Annotated in this window: 16 protein-coding genes, 1 tRNA gene, 3 rRNA genes, 1 other RNA gene and 1 other annotated feature; of the genes, 5 read left to right on the top strand and 16 right to left on the bottom strand. The window is 37.8% G+C overall.

Annotation, left to right across the window (positions count from 1 at the left end):
- The 8 genes from ACH6EI_RS27320 to tadA form a co-directional block, all read right to left on the bottom strand.
- Positions 1–219: ribosomal RNA gene (locus ACH6EI_RS27320) — 16S ribosomal RNA — on the bottom strand; the annotation flags it as partial.
- A gap of 288 nt (positions 220–507) precedes the next feature.
- Complete coding sequence (locus ACH6EI_RS27325; RefSeq protein WP_013081328.1) at positions 508–777, bottom strand: pro-sigmaK processing inhibitor BofA family protein; 270 nt, start codon at positions 775–777, stop codon at positions 508–510.
- A gap of 116 nt (positions 778–893) precedes the next feature.
- The gene (locus ACH6EI_RS27330; protein WP_013054840.1) at positions 894–1,118 is read right to left on the bottom strand and encodes a YaaL family protein; all 225 of its coding nucleotides are present in this window, start codon (positions 1,116–1,118) and stop codon (positions 894–896) included.
- 14 nt (positions 1,119–1,132) lie between these two features.
- Positions 1,133–1,729: a recombination mediator RecR gene (gene recR / locus ACH6EI_RS27335; protein WP_014461944.1), complete on the bottom strand. Its 597-nt coding sequence runs from the start codon at positions 1,727–1,729 to the stop codon at positions 1,133–1,135.
- A gap of 15 nt (positions 1,730–1,744) precedes the next feature.
- Positions 1,745–2,065 carry a YbaB/EbfC family nucleoid-associated protein gene (locus ACH6EI_RS27340; protein ID WP_013081327.1) on the bottom strand — a complete coding sequence of 107 codons (321 nt, stop codon included), beginning with the start codon at positions 2,063–2,065 and terminating at the stop codon, positions 1,745–1,747.
- A 19-nt stretch (positions 2,066–2,084) separates the two neighbouring features.
- A complete protein-coding gene (dnaX, locus tag ACH6EI_RS27345; RefSeq protein ID WP_099330561.1) occupies positions 2,085–3,773 on the bottom strand; it encodes a DNA polymerase III subunit gamma/tau in 1,689 nt (562 codons plus the stop codon).
- Positions 3,774–3,903: 130 nt separating this feature from the next.
- An RNA gene (ffs, locus tag ACH6EI_RS27350) (signal recognition particle sRNA large type) lies at positions 3,904–4,168 on the bottom strand.
- 102 nt (positions 4,169–4,270) lie between these two features.
- Positions 4,271–4,741 (bottom strand): tRNA adenosine(34) deaminase TadA, encoded by a 471-nt coding sequence (tadA, locus tag ACH6EI_RS27355; protein ID WP_028412705.1) that lies wholly within the window; start codon positions 4,739–4,741, stop codon positions 4,271–4,273.
- Between the two features lie 79 nt (positions 4,742–4,820).
- On the opposite strand from tadA, the gene ACH6EI_RS27360 reads away from it, so the two are divergent.
- The 4 genes from ACH6EI_RS27360 to ACH6EI_RS27375 all read left to right on the top strand — a co-directional run bounded on the left by ACH6EI_RS27360 (position 4,821) and on the right by ACH6EI_RS27375 (position 8,180).
- Entirely contained in the window at positions 4,821–5,363 is a 543-nt protein-coding gene (locus ACH6EI_RS27360) for a cysteine hydrolase family protein (protein WP_028412706.1), read from the top strand.
- A gap of 56 nt (positions 5,364–5,419) precedes the next feature.
- Positions 5,420–6,721 (top strand): glycoside hydrolase family 18 protein, encoded by a 1,302-nt coding sequence (locus ACH6EI_RS27365; RefSeq protein ID WP_013081323.1) that lies wholly within the window; start codon positions 5,420–5,422, stop codon positions 6,719–6,721.
- Positions 6,722–6,864: 143 nt separating this feature from the next.
- Entirely contained in the window at positions 6,865–7,500 is a 636-nt protein-coding gene (locus tag ACH6EI_RS27370) for a deoxynucleoside kinase (protein ID WP_028412707.1), read from the top strand.
- Entirely contained in the window at positions 7,500–8,180 is a 681-nt protein-coding gene (locus ACH6EI_RS27375) for a deoxynucleoside kinase (protein ID WP_028412708.1), read from the top strand. Before ACH6EI_RS27370 ends, ACH6EI_RS27375 begins: the two co-directional genes overlap by 1 nt.
- A gap of 120 nt (positions 8,181–8,300) precedes the next feature.
- Here ACH6EI_RS27375 and ACH6EI_RS27380 read toward each other — a convergent pair.
- The 6 genes from ACH6EI_RS27380 to guaB form a co-directional block, all read right to left on the bottom strand.
- A tRNA-Ser gene (locus tag ACH6EI_RS27380) sits at positions 8,301–8,393 on the bottom strand.
- Positions 8,394–8,502: 109 nt separating this feature from the next.
- Positions 8,503–9,780: a serine--tRNA ligase gene (gene serS / locus ACH6EI_RS27385; RefSeq protein WP_099330560.1), complete on the bottom strand. Its 1,278-nt coding sequence runs from the start codon at positions 9,778–9,780 to the stop codon at positions 8,503–8,505.
- Between the two features lie 52 nt (positions 9,781–9,832).
- Positions 9,833–10,045, bottom strand: a binding site (T-box leader).
- 57 nt (positions 10,046–10,102) lie between these two features.
- The gene (pdxT, locus tag ACH6EI_RS27390) at positions 10,103–10,690 is read right to left on the bottom strand and encodes a pyridoxal 5'-phosphate synthase glutaminase subunit PdxT (RefSeq protein WP_028412710.1); all 588 of its coding nucleotides are present in this window, start codon (positions 10,688–10,690) and stop codon (positions 10,103–10,105) included.
- A gap of 21 nt (positions 10,691–10,711) precedes the next feature.
- The gene (gene pdxS / locus ACH6EI_RS27395; protein WP_013054829.1) at positions 10,712–11,599 is read right to left on the bottom strand and encodes a pyridoxal 5'-phosphate synthase lyase subunit PdxS; all 888 of its coding nucleotides are present in this window, start codon (positions 11,597–11,599) and stop codon (positions 10,712–10,714) included.
- Between the two features lie 189 nt (positions 11,600–11,788).
- Positions 11,789–13,144 (bottom strand): serine hydrolase, encoded by a 1,356-nt coding sequence (locus ACH6EI_RS27400; RefSeq protein WP_099330559.1) that lies wholly within the window; start codon positions 13,142–13,144, stop codon positions 11,789–11,791.
- A gap of 150 nt (positions 13,145–13,294) precedes the next feature.
- Entirely contained in the window at positions 13,295–14,761 is a 1,467-nt protein-coding gene (gene guaB / locus ACH6EI_RS27405) for an IMP dehydrogenase (RefSeq protein WP_013054827.1), read from the bottom strand.
- Between the two features lie 116 nt (positions 14,762–14,877).
- Here guaB and ACH6EI_RS27410 point away from each other — a divergent pair, with 116 nt between their 5' ends.
- Complete coding sequence (locus ACH6EI_RS27410) at positions 14,878–15,843, top strand: YaaC family protein (RefSeq protein WP_028412712.1); 966 nt, start codon at positions 14,878–14,880, stop codon at positions 15,841–15,843.
- 26 nt (positions 15,844–15,869) lie between these two features.
- Here the strand turns inward: ACH6EI_RS27410 and rrf are convergent.
- Both rrf and ACH6EI_RS27420 read right to left on the bottom strand, forming a co-directional pair.
- A 5S ribosomal RNA gene (gene rrf / locus ACH6EI_RS27415) occupies positions 15,870–15,985 on the bottom strand.
- 63 nt (positions 15,986–16,048) lie between these two features.
- Positions 16,049–16,170, bottom strand: a 23S ribosomal RNA gene (locus ACH6EI_RS27420); the annotation flags it as partial.

The raw sequence follows: 16,170 nt of genomic DNA on the forward strand, positions 1-16,170 counted from the left end.
AAACCATCTTTCAATCATCTCCCATGAAGGAGAAGATCGTATCCGGTATTAGCTTCGGTTTCCCGAAGTTATCCCAGTCTTACAGGCAGGTTGCCCACGTGTTACTCACCCGTCCGCCGCTAACGTCATAGAAGCAAGCTTCTAATCAGTTCGCTCGACTTGCATGTATTAGGCACGCCGCCAGCGTTCATCCTGAGCCAGGATCAAACTCTCCGAAGAAATGTTTGACTTGCTCATTTAAAAAATAAAAATTAACGTTGACGTTTACTATTTCGTTCAGTTTTCAAAGAACTCTTGTCTCAAGGCGACTTTCTTATCTTACCACCTTAAGAATAACTTGTCAACAACTTTTTTCTTTAAGTTATTTTCGAGTTATTTTTCGTTACTGTCTTAGCGACGTATATAAATATAACATCTGATAACTTGCTGGTCAACAACTTTTTCAAAAAAAATAAAAGTTTTCTCGAAAATATTCCAGAAAACTTTTATTTTGGATATTCTTCCAAATTATAATATGAAATTATTAATAACAAGTAGGGCAGCTATTCCTGGAATACCTAAAATAGCTGAAACAATAGCTGTGGGGAAATTAATAGGAATATGAATACCGAACTGTACGCCAAAGATGTTAATAAAGAAAAGCAGCAAAACGCCAATAATAAGCTTAATCGATAAATTTCCAATGACTCGAAGCATTTTTTCAACACCACCTGTTACTAAGAGTAGAATGATTAGCCCTATTAAAAAAGACACAACTACAATAGGATGATTTAGCATGTTGCCTCCTTCTTAAAGCAGATAAGTTACCTTATATATATGTCCAAGCATTCAAAAAAAGCACTATTTCACGGAGGGAAATCCTTATTTTATAAAGACAACAAAACAGGATGCCTCTATGACATCCTGTTAATTGAAATATTTCGATGTTTGGCTTCTTTTAATAGAAAAAGATACTTCATTTTGGCTAATCGAATATCTACCATTACCTCTTCTGAAGGATCTACACTTCTTTCTACCATTGAAGTTTTGTGACTCCATTCCTGCTTTACTTGCATAAAAGTCTTCACAAATTCATCATCGTACTCTTTGCGTAGCCAACCTTTTCGTTTAAAAAACATATGCAAGTACCTCGTTATACTTCTCTTCTACCTTCTAGGGCTTTAGATAATGTTACTTCGTCCGCGTACTCAAGGTCTCCTCCGACGGGTAACCCATGAGCAATTCTAGTAATTTTAATTCCTGTCGGCTTTAAGAGCCTAGAGATATACATAGCCGTAGCTTCGCCCTCTATATTCGGGTTAGTAGCTAAAATCACTTCTTGAATTTCATCATCTTGAAGTCTTTTTAATAACTCTGGTACTTTGATATCTTCAGGCCCTATTCCTTCCATAGGTGAAATTGCGCCATGCAGAACATGATACAAGCCGTTATATTCTTTCATTTTCTCCATTGCAATGACATCTTTAGGGTCTTGCACGACACACACCACACTGCGCTCTCTACGCTGATCTTGACAAATGTAGCAAGGATCTTGATCTGTGATATGCCCACAAACTGAACAATAGGTTAAATTTCGCTTCGCATTAACTAATGCTTTTGCAAAATCTAATACCGTATCTTCTTTCATAGATAAAACAAAGAACGCTAAGCGAACAGCTGTTTTTGGACCAATGCCGGGTAACTTCATAAAACTATCTATAAGCTTTGATATTGGTTCTGGATAATGCACGTGGCAACCACCTTATTAAAGTCCTGGAATATTTAAACCTTTTGTAAATTGACCCATTGTGTTATTTGTTAAATCGTCCATTTGTTTTAATGCGTCATTTGTTGCTGCTAGTACTAAATCTTGTAGCATTTCAATATCTTCAGGATCTACTACATCCTCTTTAATATTTACATCAATTACTTGTTTCTGACCGTTAACCACAACTGTTACCATTCCACCGCCAGCTGTACCTTCAACAGTTTTTTCAGCTAACTCTTCCTGCGCTTTTTGCATATCTTTTTGCATTTTTTGCATTTGTTTCATCATTTTTTGCATATTGCCCATGCCTTTCATCATATGAACATTCCTCCTAAATTTACTCTTGAATTTCGATTAAGTCTTCTCCAAATAGCTTTTTCGCTTCTGCAACCACGGGGTCTTCCTCCTGTGGTTGACCTGATGACCCATCACTTTGCTGTCCTTGAAGAAACTCTTCTCTTACTTTATCCCATTCACTTTCTGGAATTGCAACCATTTCACGCTTGCTGCCAATTAAAGTATATAAGATATTCTCTAAATTATCACGTACATTGTTGTTATTTTCAGAAGCCATTTTGCAATGAATTTCATATTTGAATTTAAGTATAAATGATTGATCTGAAGACGCAACCGGTTCACTGTTAGATAACAACGCTGCATGTGAAGCTTTATTTTGTTGTTTCAATGTGTCTAATACCTGCGCCCAAGATCGCTTAATGGTTTCTAAATTCTGCCGAGTGGCATTTTTTAAAACTTCATTTACCTTTCCAACAGGCGTTTTGTACTGACTTCTTGACTGTCTTGTCTGTTTTTTCTCTGTTTGCGCTGCCTGAGCTGTATGATCAACTTGAATGCCTTTTTCTTTTAGCTGCTGCAGTTCTGCTTCCATTTGATTCATTTTTTGCAAAATGTCTTGATATGGAAGAGCACCCTCTTGATTTGTAGAACTTTGAGCTAATTTTACTAAAGCTACTTCAAGTAGCACTCTAGGATGATTGCTCCATTTCATCTCTTGCTGAGTTTGGTTCAATTCAGCAATGACTTTATAAATAAAGGCACTATCCATTTTTGAACTAAGTTCTTTAAACTCTTCGTTAACCGCTGCTTTTTCAAGTAAATATGCATTTTCTTCTGAAGCTTGATAAAGCAGAACATCACGATAATAGAAGATGAGGTCCTCTACAAACCTCGCTGGATCTTTTCCGTTTTTGATCAAACTTTCAACAGAATCTAGCGCTTCTACAATGTTTTCGTTAAAGATAGCTTGGACGATCTTCACAATAAAAGACTGTGATACTGCTCCTGTTATGGATAGAACATCCTCTAAGCTCACCTTCTCCGTACTATACGAGATGGCTTGGTCTAAAAGACTAAGTGCATCACGCATGCCGCCTTCTGAAGCTTTCGCAATTTCGTAAAGAGCACCCTCGCTTACTTCTAGCTCTTCAGAACCTAATACTTCCTTCATTCGATATACGATATCTTCTGGCGAAATGCGTTTGAAATCAAAGCGCTGACATCTGGAGATAATCGTTAATGGAATTTTATGGGGCTCTGTTGTAGCTAAAATAAAGATGACATGTGCAGGAGGTTCTTCTAACGTTTTTAACAAAGCGTTAAAAGCTCCAATTGAAAGCATATGAACTTCATCAATAATGTACACTTTGTATCGAACAGCACTAGGTGCATATTTTACTTTATCACGGATATCTCGAATTTCATCGACTCCATTATTAGAGGCTGCATCAATTTCAATTACATCAGAAATGGAACCATCCGTAATTCCCCGACAAGTTGCACATTCATTACAAGGTTCAGCAATGGGTGCTTTTTCACAGTTAACGGCTTTCGCTAAAATTTTAGCAGCTGTTGTCTTCCCTGTCCCTCGAGGCCCAGAAAATAAATACGCATGCGAAAATTTTTCTTGGACAAGGGCATTTTGAAGTGTTTTGATAATATGTTGTTGACCGACTACGTCGTTAAAGCTTTGAGGACGGTATACACGGTACAGAGCCTGATATGCCACTACATCCTCTCCTTTTAATATAATTCATTAGTTCTCATTATAGCGTATTATGAGGTTTTTTTTCAAAATAGTAAGAGATAAAATAAAAAGCCTACTCTCACAGAGTAGACTAAACTTATGTATATAACTGCCGTGCACCTTCCGTCGATTAGCCACCCCAGGCGTTACTTAAGCAGTTAGCTCGGTTCAGGCGACCCCATGGCACATGAGAGGTTCTGCTTACTGCTGCTTCCTTCCGGACCTGACAGGGTTCACAGATTCCCATTGCATAGGACCCAAACGTCAACACCACTTACTTAAGGCAGGCCCTAAGATGAGCTAACCTCAAGAAGGAATTCGGCCTCGCTAGAGCGGATTGCGAGTACAGGGCACCGCTACCTCCCCGCTTAGCACGGCAAAGTTGAAACCAATAGTTTGGGCATCAAGTTGATGCATTTACAAGTATACGTCTTTTCATTCAAAAATGCAACCGCTATAGAAAACTTACTTTTTTAGCGCTATTTTCCAGCCTTTTTTCGTTGACGTAACTCACGAAAAAAAGTCGTTAAGAGGCTCCCGCATTCTTCTTCTAGCATACCTCCTACTACTTCTGCTTGATGATTAAACTTTTCAAACTCTAATAAATTTAACAATGTTCCAGCGCAGCCACCTTTAGGATCATAAGCGCCAAACACAACTCTTTTCACTCTTGATAATACAATAGCACCTGCACACATCGGACATGGTTCTAAGGTGACATATAACGTAGCGTCTTCCAACCTCCATGTTCCTAGTTTCTTACATGCTTCATCAATGGCTAAAAGTTCCGCATGAGCAACTGATCGCTGTTCTGTTTCTCGTAAGTTATAAGCGGCAGCAATCACCTCATCATTTTGAACAATAACTGCTCCAATAGGAACCTCTAATTTATCTTTAGCTTTTAATGCTTCATCAATTGCCAACCTCATATACTTTTCATCATTTAACACTTTTTATCCAACCTTACATATTATATTTTTTCTGAGTCAAACTATTTACTATGTACATCAGGAAAAGGAGAGACCTTGTGTGAAGAATGCTAAAACTGCTTTAATTATTATTGATATGCTAAACGATTTTCAATTCAAAAACGGCAAAGTACTTGCTGAAAAATCTTTAACAATCGCTCAAAATATTGCCGAATTAAAACAATATGCCTCGTCTCAACATATCCCTATTATTTATGTCAATGACCACTATAAGCTGTGGCAAGCAAACTTAGAAACCATTTTAACACACTGCACAAATGAGGTAAGTTCACCCATTCTACATCACATTTCACCACAAAACGCTGATTACTTTTTAATTAAACCAAAGCATTCTATTTTCTATGGAACAGCTTTAAATATTTTGCTATCACAGCTCGATGTGCATACACTTATTTTAACAGGAATTGCGGGAAATATATGCGTGCTTTTTTCAGCCAACGATGCTTATATGCGTGAGTATAATTTAATTGTGCCTGAAGATTGTATTGCTTCAAACGCAGATGAAGACAATACCTTTGCTTTAAGAATGATGCATAACGTATTAAATGCTCGTATTTGCAAACATACTGAGTTGATGAATTAAGTAAAAAGCCTTCTCATATGATGGAAGTAAGTCATATGAAATGGAGGCTTTTTATTATGCAAATTTACACTGTTAAAGCAGGTGACAGTATATATAGTATTGCAAAACAGTTCCGGATTGACGCAGGAAAGATTATAAGAGCAAATGAATTACCTAATCCAAATCAACTCGTCATCGGGCAATCTATGGTTATTCCCATCAACGGTACTTACTACACAGTAAAAGCTGGGGACACTATATGGAAAATAGGACGAAAATTAGGCGTTAGCTATCAGGCTATTGCCAATGCGAACAATGTTTCAGTTACAGCACCCTTAACACCTGGCCGCCGCATCTTAATTCCCCCTTCCCCAAACAAAAGAAACGGTGAGTTCTTAGGGTATGTTGAAACAAGCAATCGAAAAATCACCCCTCAAACAGAGAAAATGATTAATCAAAATGCAAAATACCTTACTTATCTCGGACCAGCGAACTTCGAAGTGCAAAAAGACGGTTCTCTAAAGGCACCTCCACTTAACAATTTAGGTTCTATTGCTAAAGAAAATGACGTCATCTTCTTAATGGTATTGGCTAATATTGAAAACGGTGCATTCAGTGATGAAGTCGGCCGAGCAATTTTAACTAATAAAGACGTTCAAGATACGCTCTTAAATAATATTGTAAAAACAGCGAAAGAACAAAATTTCAGAGACATTCACTTTGACTTCGAATTTTTGCGTCCGGCAGATAAAGAAGCCTATATTGCATTCTTACAGAAAGCAAAAAAGCGTCTTCAAGATGAGCAACTTCTCATGTCTGTGGCTTTAGCTCCGAAGACAAGTCGAGATCAAAAAGGCAAATGGTATGAAGCACATGATTATAAAGCCATTGGAGAGATTGCTAACTTCGTTGTTCCAATGACATATGAATGGGGATATAGCGGTGGGCCTCCTATGGCCGTCTCTCCTATTGGTCCCGTACGTGATGTTTTAGAATATGCAGTATCTGAAATACCTAGTTCAAAAATTATCATGGGCCAAAACCTATACGGTTACGATTGGACACTGCCTTACAAACCAGGAGGAGAATATGCCAAAGCCATTAGTCCTCAACGAGCTATTGAGTTGGCAGCTCGTTATAAAGTAGCTATTCAATACGACAATAAAGCACAAGCTCCTTTCTTCCGGTATAAAGATGAACAGCAGCGCACTCACGAAGTATGGTTTGAAGACGCTAGATCTATTCAGGCCAAGTTTGATTTAATCAAAGAATTAAAACTTAGAGGAATGGCCTACTGGAAACTAGGCTTAGATTTCCCGCAAAACTGGCTCTTGATTGAAGACAACTTCAAAATTACAAAAAGAGTGACACAGCCATAAATAGGGAAAGCTTACTGTTAACAGTAGGCTTTTTGTTATTCTTCTTACTGAAAGAAATTTCTTTTCCCCTTATTCTCCTTCTCTATGTTAAAATATTTTTTGTCTGTTTTTTTTGAACGAGTGGTCATGAAGGAGGCAAATGAATGCAAGGCACACCTTTTATTTCAGTAGAAGGACCCATCGGTGTCGGAAAAACCTCTCTAGCTAAAGAGATTGCACAAGCATTTCAGTTCGAAATTTTAAAAGAAATCGTAGATGAAAATCCATTTCTCGGGAAATTTTATGAGAATATCGACGAGTGGAGTTTTCAAACCGAAATGTTTTTTCTATGTAATCGATATAAGCAGTTAGAGGATATTCAAAAAGGGTTCTTATCTTATAAAAAACCTGTTGTAGCAGATTATCATATTATGAAAAACATGATTTTCGCTGAGCAAACGTTAAAAGATGAACAGTATAAAAAATATGTACAAATCTTCCACATCTTAACGGCTGATATGCCGGCTCCGAACATTATTATTTATTTAAATGCCAGTTTAGATACCTTGCTAAAGCGTATTAAAATGCGTGGAAGAGAAATTGAACGAAACATCGATCCTCACTACCTTGCGAGACTAAGTGATGATTATGAAAAAGCTATGACGGCATTTGAACAAAAGAACCCTGACGTAACCATTTTACGTTATAACGGTGATGAAATAGATTTTGTACAAAATAAACAACACTTAAATAGAATCTTATCAGAGGTTCAAGAGAGTATGTTGAAAAGGAGTATATAATGGTAAACTTACGATCGAAATACAACATTCCTAATGATGCTGTGTTGACGATAGCGGGTACAGTTGGAGTTGGGAAATCTACGATGACTCAATCATTGGCTGATGCTCTCCAATTTCGCACATCGTTTGAAAAAGTAGATTCCAACCCTTACCTGGACAAATTTTATGGGGATTTTGAACGCTGGAGCTTTCACCTACAGGTATATTTTTTAGCGGAACGCTTTAAAGAACAAAAGAAGATTTTCGAGTATGGCGGCGGCTTTATCCAAGACAGATCCATTTACGAAGATACCGGTATCTTTGCTAAGATGCATTTTGAAAAGGGAACAATGTCTAAAGTAGACTATGAGACATATACAAGCTTGTTCGATGCAATGGTTATGACTCCATACTTCCCTCATCCAGATCTGCTCATTTATTTGGAAGGCAGCTTCGAAGATATTGTAGATCGCATTCAAGAAAGAGGGCGACCAATGGAACAACAAACGCCTCTTGATTATTGGAAAGAGATGCACGCCCGATATGAAGAATGGATTAATAACTTTACGGCTTGTCCTATTCTCCGTTTAGATATTAGAGAATACGACCTTCTCAAGGATCCTGATTCAATTGAATCAATTGTTGAAAAAGTGGCTCGCTTTTTACAACATAATGAAAAGTTAAAACGTCGTCAGCTATAAAAAAATGCCGCTTTAATAAATAAAGCGGCATTTTCAACAAATAAAAAACCGTTACTTATAAGTAACGGTTTTCCAATCTCCAATTTATCGCGCTATGTTAATTGCATTATAAGTCAAATATGGCGGAGGAAGAGGGATTCGAACCCCCGCGGGCTTTAACACCCCTGTCGGTTTTCAAGACCGATCCCTTCAGCCGGACTTGGGTATTCCTCCGTATCGACAAGTATTAATTTATCATATAAAAATAATGAAGTCAACTCTTTTATTAATTTTTTTAAAAAAGATGTTCATTAAAAATTAATTTAATGAACATCTTCTACTTTTATTTAGAAATAACTTCTTTATTTCCCATATATGGACGCAGCACTTCTGGAATTTGAATTGATCCATCTTCCTGCTGGTAGTTTTCTAAAATTGCAGCTACCGTACGGCCAATTGCTAAGCCAGAACCATTTAGTGTATGAACATGTTCTGGTTTTGCTTTTGTATCACGGCGGAAGCGAATATTAGCACGGCGAGCTTGGAAGCTTTCAAAGTTTGAACAAGAAGAAATTTCACGATAAGTTTCATAACTTGGAATCCAAACTTCAATATCATACTTTTTGGCTGCTGTGAAACCTAAGTCAGCTGTACACATGCTTAGAACTCGGTAAGGTAAACCTAATAGTTGAAGAACCTTTTCAGCATGGCCCGTTAATTTTTCTAATTCATCATAAGAATCTTCTGGCTTAACAAAGCGAACAAGTTCTACTTTATTAAACTGATGCTGACGAATAAGCCCACGTGTATCTCTTCCTGCAGAGCCTGCTTCTGAGCGGAAGCAAGCACTATACGCTGTATAAGTAATTGGAAGCTGATCTCCGCTTAAAATTTCATCACGATGTAAATTTGTAACTGGTACTTCAGCTGTAGGAATTAAGAAATAATCTTCTTCTTTAATTTTAAATGCATCTTCTTCAAATTTAGGAAGCTGCCCTGTTCCTGTCATACTTGTACGATTCACCATATATGGAGGAAGGATTTCTTCATAACCATGCTCATCCATATGTAAATCCATCATAAAGTTAATAAGAGCACGTTCTAATCTTGCACCTAACCCTTTATAAAATACAAAGCGGCTTCCCGTTACTTTCGAAGCTCTTTCAAAATCTAAAATATTTAAATCTGTTCCTAAATCCCAATGCGGTTTTGGTTCAAAATCAAATTGTTTAATTTCTCCCCATTTGCGAACTTCTACGTTATCATCTTCAGTTTCACCTACAGGCGTACTTTCATGTGGAACGTTAGGAATTGAAAGCAGCAATAGCTCTAACTCTTCTTCAACGCTGCGAAGCTCTTCATCCAATTGCTTTACGCGGTCTCCTACTTCACGCATTTCGACGATTAAATGATCAGCATCTTGTTTTTCACGTTTCAATTGTGCAATTTGCTGTGATACTTCATTTCGCTTGCTTTTTAACTCTTCTGTTTGAGCAATTAGCTCACGGCGTTTTGCATCTAACTCTTCAAAGCGACCTAAGTCCGTTAAGTCCTCACCACGAAACTTGAGCTTTTCTTTTACTTCATTAAAATTAGCACGTAAAAATTTTAAATCTAACATACTGAGTACCTCCTTTAGTATAAAAGGGCAAAATAAAAACTCTCATCCCTATGAAAGGGACGAGAGTTTACCCGCGTTGCCACCCTAATTGAAAGCTAAAATAAGCCTTCCTCTTAAACCAGATAACGGATGAACCGAAACTGCCTACTACTTTTTCGACAGCTTGCTCCAGGACGGATTCATAAGGATTGATTATCGATTCACACCAGCCATCGACTCTCTTGAAATCAAAAATCTTATTACTATTTCCTATCAACGCTTTATACCAATATCATTTTTATTAATCATAATGTACTACAAGTCTTTACAAGATGCAATTCATTTATACAGGTTTTTTCGAAGCTTCTTCAACCATTGCTACAAAATACTGAGCCATGCGAGCATCATCTGTTAATTCTGGATGAAACGAACATCCCAAGAATTGACCTTGTCTTGCTGCAACAATTCGGTCGTTATGCATTGCCAAGACTTCAACGTTTTCTCCTACTTCTACAATATGCGGAGCACGGATAAATACGCCTATAAAATCTTCACCAATATCTTTAATATTTAGAGCAGCTTCAAAGCTATCTCGTTGGCGCCCAAATGAATTTCGAGCTACCGTAATATCCATAACACCTAAATGGGGCTCTTCACGGTCAACAACTTGTCCTGCAAGTAAAATTAAACCCGCACACGTACCAAACACCGGTTTACCTGCTTGTGCAAACTGGCGAAGAGGTTCCATAAAGTCATACTTGTCAATCAGACGACGCATCGCTGTGCTTTCGCCGCCCGGTAGGATTAAACCATCTATTTCGTCTAGCTGTTCAACTTTTTTAATGATAATGGCTTCAGCGCCTGCTGCTTCTAATGCTTGTGCATGCTCGCGAAAGGCACCTTGTAATCCTAACACGCCTACTTTTACCATTTTGTCAAAACTCCCTTTAAATTACCATCCACGCTCTTGCATGCGGTTTTCTGGTAATAATGATGAAATTTCAATCCCTTTCATTGCACTTCCTAATCCTTTTGACAAGTTTGCAATGAGTTCATAATCTTGATAATGCGTTGTTGCCTCAACGATTGCTCGAGCAAATTTTTCAGGGTTGTCGGATTTAAAGATTCCTGAACCAACGAACACACCGTCTGCTCCAAGCTGCATCATTAACGCTGCGTCTGCTGGTGTTGCTACACCGCCCGCTGCAAAGTTTACAACCGGTAGGCGACCTTCACGTTTAATTTGTAGTAATAACTCATAAGGCGCGCCTAATAGTTTTGCCTCTGTCATTAACTCATCTTCGTCCATGCCCACAACTTTACGTACTTGAGCGTTTACTTGGCGCATATGACGCACTGCTTCCACGATGTTTCCTGTCCCTGGTTCGCCTTTTGTACGAAGCATTGCAGCTCCTTCAGCAATACGGCGGGATGCTTCACCAAGATCACGACAACCGCATACAAATGGAACCGTAAATGTATTTTTATTTAAATGAAACTCCTCATCAGCTGGAGTCAACACTTCACTTTCATCGATGTAGTCTACACCCATCGCTTCTAGCACGCGTGCTTCAACAATATGGCCAATACGAGCTTTTGCCATAACTGGAATGGACACAGCATTCATCACTTCTTCAACAATTGTTGGGTCTGCCATACGAGACACGCCGCCTGCTGCACGGATATCAGCTGGAACACGCTCTAATGCCATAACGGCAACAGCGCCTGCTGCTTCTGCAATTTTTGCTTGCTCTGCGTTGATCACGTCCATGATAACGCCACCTTTTTGCATTTCCGCCATTCCTCGTTTTACACGATCAGTACCTGTAATGTTATTCATGTTTGTCTTCCTCCTGTATCAAGTGTTTCACAATAATTTTTAGTGTATATACAAAATTCAAAACTTAGTGTCTATTTTACCGTATTTTTCGGAAAATTCCTATCTAATTTATAGATTATATACAAACAAATCTAAAAATAAAAAAAGAGATACTCCCTTGTAGTATCTCTTCTTTCTCTTGAGTTATCATTAAAACCAGTTATTCACTGTATTTGCAGCATTCATCCAAATATCGCTGAAGAAGTTACCAATACTGCGGATAGCGAGAGAGAACCATCCAGCTTTTTCAACAGATTCGTTTGTCACGACCGGCGTCATGCTATCTGTAGTTTGGCCTCCTACATAGCCTAGATCTTTAAGATTGCTGTTTGTTGCACTTACATAAGCAACTGTTTCTCCTTTTTTAATAGGAGCAACAACTTTTTGATCGTTCATAACTTTATCGTTTAACTTAAAGTTGATTTTAGTATGATCTTTTTCACCTTTTTCGGTAATAATTTTTACCGAATTCTTTGGAGAAACGGAAGCTTCTTTTGATTTTCCTTTAGCAACATCAATTGTTTCATGCCCTTTAATCTCGCCGTTAGCAGGCACTACTTCTTTTAACTGAAAATGACTAAAAGCATAATCCAATATCTTTTTCGTTTGAGAAAAACGAGCAGCTTCTGTAGACTTGCCGTTTTCCTTGGCATTCATTACAACTGTTATGTATCTTACCCCGTTACGCTCTGCAGTTCCAGTGAAACATTGACCTGCAAAATCTGTATGACCAGTTTTTAAGCCGTCTACGCCGCTGTATGCAGCTGAAAAACCAGGGAGCATCTTATTCCAATTGTTCATTTTTGTTTCGCCTTGTTGCCCTTGTCTAAACATCTTGGAAGGAGTTTTGGCTACTTCCAAAGATTCTGGATAATCATGAATCAAGTGATAAGCAAGAGTAGCAACTGCCCGAGCAGATAGGAGGTTCTCATCTTCTTCCTTTGTTCCTTTTGGATACATCCCTTTTAACAAGGAATTAGAAAGACCTGTAGAATTGACAAATTTTGATTCACCCATATTTAATTTTTTTGCTGTTTCATTCATTAACTTAATGAAACCTTCTTCAGAACCACTGACAGCTTCAGCTAAAGCAATGGCTGCTCCATTAGCTGAATAAATAGCCATTGCATCATATAATTCTTTTACCGTATATTTTTGGTTTTCGATTAATGGTACATTTGATAATCCATAATCCTGAGAAATTTTAGCTGCATATTTACTAACTGGCACACGTTGATCCCAAGATAATTTCTTATCTTTTATGGATTCTAATACTAGGTATTCCGTCATCATTTTTGTCATGCTTGCAATACCTAATAAAGCATCCGTATTTTTCCCGTATAGCACTTTCCCCGTACTTGCCTCTACTAAAATGGCTGCGTCTGCTTCAACGCCAATATCATCTGTTTTAGAAGCAGCTGATGCTTGTGTAGAGACAAAAAATACGCTGGCCATTAACATAACAGCAATGACACAAATTAATTGTTTCTGTACTGCGTTTCTCACTCTATACCCTCCAAACGTAAACTCACATAAATGTAATTTTATCATACTAAAATTTAAAAAAATAGATAAAGAAGTACTGTTACATTCATGATTAATGACATAAAAAACACGTTTCCCTATTAAGGAAACGTGTTTTTTACACATTCATGATTATCTCATAGAATAGTTAGGAGATTCTTTTGTAATTTGTACATCATGTGGGTGACTTTCTCTTAAGCCTGCTCCAGTCATACGGATGAATTGTGCCTGTTCACGTAACGCTTCTAAGTTAGCTGAACCACAGTAACCCATTCCTGCGCGTAAACCACCAATCATTTGATATAAAGTATCTGCTACAGGTCCTTTGTAAGGCAAACGGCCTTCGATACCTTCTGGAACTAATTTTTTATTATCTTCTTGGAAGTATCGATCTTTACTTCCTTTTTCCATAGCTCCCACAGAGCCCATTCCACGATACACTTTAAAGCGTCTTCCTTGGTAGATTTCTGTTTCGCCAGGGCTTTCTGTCGTTCCTGCTAGAAGGCTTCCTAGCATTACTGTATGTCCACCAGCTGCAAGTGCTTTTACGATATCTCCAGAGTACTTAATACCGCCATCTGCAATAATAGCTACCCCGTGCTTACGAGCTTCAGTTGCACAGTCATATACTGCCGTAATTTGTGGAACGCCTACACCAGCGACAACACGAGTTGTACAAATTGAACCAGGTCCAATTCCTACTTTTACTACGTTTGCTCCAGCTTCAATTAATGCTTTTGTACCTTCAGCCGTTGCTACGTTACCAGCAATAATATTTAATTCTGGATATGCCTCGCGAATGCTGCGCACTGTATCTAAAACGCCTTGTGAATGTCCATGCGCTGTATCAATAACGATAACATCAACGCCAGCTTGTACTAATTTTTCGATACGAACATTTGAATCAGCTGTTACGCCAACAGCTGCTCCAACTAATAATCGACCTTGTTGATCTTTAGCTGCATTTGGAAACTCAATTACTTTTTCAATGTCTTTAATTGTGATAAGGCCTTTTAATACGCCATTGTCATCTACAAGAGGTAACTTTTCAATTTTGTATTGCTGTAGAATTTTCTCTGCTTCTTCTAAAGTCGTTCCTACTGGAGCAGTAACTAATTCTTCTTTTGTCATTACATCAGCAATTTGCATTGAATAATCTTGGATGAAACGCAAGTCACGGTTTGTAAGGATTCCAACTAGTTTTTGTTCTTCTTCGTTGTTGACAATCGGCACACCTGAGATACGATATTTGCCCATTAAGTGTTCAGCAGCAAATACTTGGTTTTCAGGAGTTAAAAAGAAAGGATCCGTGATAACACCACTTTCAGAACGTTTTACTTTATCAACTTGTTCTGCTTGCTGTTCAATCGACATGTTTTTGTGAATGATACCCAAACCACCTTGTCTAGCCATCGCAATAGCCATTTCAGCTTCTGTAACTGTATCCATTCCTGCACTGATGAACGGCACCTTTAATTTTAATGTTTTTGTTAGTTCAACACTCATATCAACGTCTTTAGGTAGTACCTCAGATTTTGCTGGCACCAGTAAAACGTCATCAAATGTTAAGCCTTCTTTAGAAAATTTGCTTTCCCACATTATAGAATCCTCCTTTAAACGACAGAATATTATTAGTAGATTAACAAGCAGATATGTACCTGTCAATAACTTCACTAGATATCAGATAATTCTAATAAAAAGAAAAGGTGATTTAGTTGCATAAATTTAATGACGTTTGGACGTCCTACAATTTATTTTTCTCCGTTCCTTTTGTACAAGACTTTTTAAAAAAGCGCTATCAAAAATTGAATTATAGCGATGCAGAGCAACATAGTTTTAAAAACAGTTACCCATTTATTTATTATTTGGAACACAGTAAAAATTATTATCAAGTTGCGGCACAATCTCCTGTATCAGTTCAACCCGTTTTATTATTTTATGGAATGTCACAGCTGTTAAAAGCTTGTTTGTTAACACAAAACCCCGTATATCCCGAAAATACAGCGGTGTTAGCACATGGAGTATCAACACGAAAAAGAAAAAAACAAAGTTATGATTTTTTAGATGATGAAGTTAAGATTCAAAAAAGCGGTTTATTTTCACAAGTAGGAGAAGAATTGTTTCATGTGAAACAACTAGAAGGTAGTAAATATACAATGAATTATCTGTTGTCTTGTGTACCTGAATTAGATACATTATTTTTAAATTTGGGCACGAGACCATCTTCCCATTTAACAACTATTGGATCGCTTCCAGCTACCTCTTTGCCTATTCCTGAACAAGTTACACGGTGTTATCATATGAATCACGAAAGACTCTATTCTTTTTTAAAAGAGCGTTCCCATCTATCATTGTCTTTGTCAGAAGATCAGGTATGTATTCTTGACCCTTCAAGCTGTTTATATAATTGTTCACCTTTTATGTACAATTTCCAAGCTAACACGCTGCATGCACCGTTGGAAAAAGATAGCTGCTTATATTTCCCTGAGATGTTGGCACATTACTTATTACTTTATAATTTAAGTATGATTTCACGTTATGAAACAGAGTGGTGGTATGAATTATTGCATACATACTCTTCGAAAGATTATCCATTTATCTTGAGGTTCCTTGAGGTTACAGCTCAAAAGATTCCTTACTTAATTTCTTGTTACTTAAATGAACACACAAAAAAAGACTAGCTAAAATAGCTAGTCTTTTTTCAAGTGCCTGGCAACGTCCTACTCTCACAGGGACAAAGTCCCAACTACCATTGGCGCTAAAGAGCTTAACTTCCGTGTTCGGTATGGGAACGGGTGTGACCTCTTCGCTATCGCCACCAGACAAGAGATTGCTCTCTCAAAACTAGGTAACAGTTTGCTGAGTAAAGCTTACGCTTTTAAAAGTTTGGTTAAGTCCTCGATCGATTAGTATCAGTCAGCTACACATGTCGCCACGCTTCCACCTCTGACCTATCAACCTGATCATCTTTCAGGGATCTTACTAGCTTGCGCTATGGGAAATCTCAT

Source organism: Priestia sp. JSM ZJ58 (assembly GCF_044383985.1).
GTDB lineage: Bacteria > Bacillota > Bacilli > Bacillales > Bacillaceae_H > Priestia > Priestia zanthoxyli.

Bases quoted from the DNA above. Each gene is read 5' to 3' on its own strand.
- ACH6EI_RS27325 (WP_013081328.1), bottom strand. From the start codon at position 777: ATGCTAAATCATCCTATTGTAGTTGTGTCTTTTTTAATAGGGCTAATC.
- ACH6EI_RS27330 (WP_013054840.1), bottom strand. From the start codon at position 1,118: ATGTTTTTTAAACGAAAAGGTTGGCTACGCAAAGAGTACGATGATGAA.
- ACH6EI_RS27340 (WP_013081327.1), bottom strand. From the start codon at position 2,065: ATGATGAAAGGCATGGGCAATATGCAAAAAATGATGAAACAAATGCAA.
- ACH6EI_RS27365 (WP_013081323.1), top strand. From the start codon at position 5,420: ATGCAAATTTACACTGTTAAAGCAGGTGACAGTATATATAGTATTGCA.
- ACH6EI_RS27370 (WP_028412707.1), top strand. From the start codon at position 6,865: ATGCAAGGCACACCTTTTATTTCAGTAGAAGGACCCATCGGTGTCGGA.
- ACH6EI_RS27375 (WP_028412708.1), top strand. From the start codon at position 7,500: ATGGTAAACTTACGATCGAAATACAACATTCCTAATGATGCTGTGTTG.
- serS (WP_099330560.1), bottom strand. From the start codon at position 9,780: ATGTTAGATTTAAAATTTTTACGTGCTAATTTTAATGAAGTAAAAGAA.
- pdxT (WP_028412710.1), bottom strand. From the start codon at position 10,690: ATGGTAAAAGTAGGCGTGTTAGGATTACAAGGTGCCTTTCGCGAGCAT.
- pdxS (WP_013054829.1), bottom strand. From the start codon at position 11,599: ATGAATAACATTACAGGTACTGATCGTGTAAAACGAGGAATGGCGGAA.
- guaB (WP_013054827.1), bottom strand. From the start codon at position 14,761: ATGTGGGAAAGCAAATTTTCTAAAGAAGGCTTAACATTTGATGACGTT.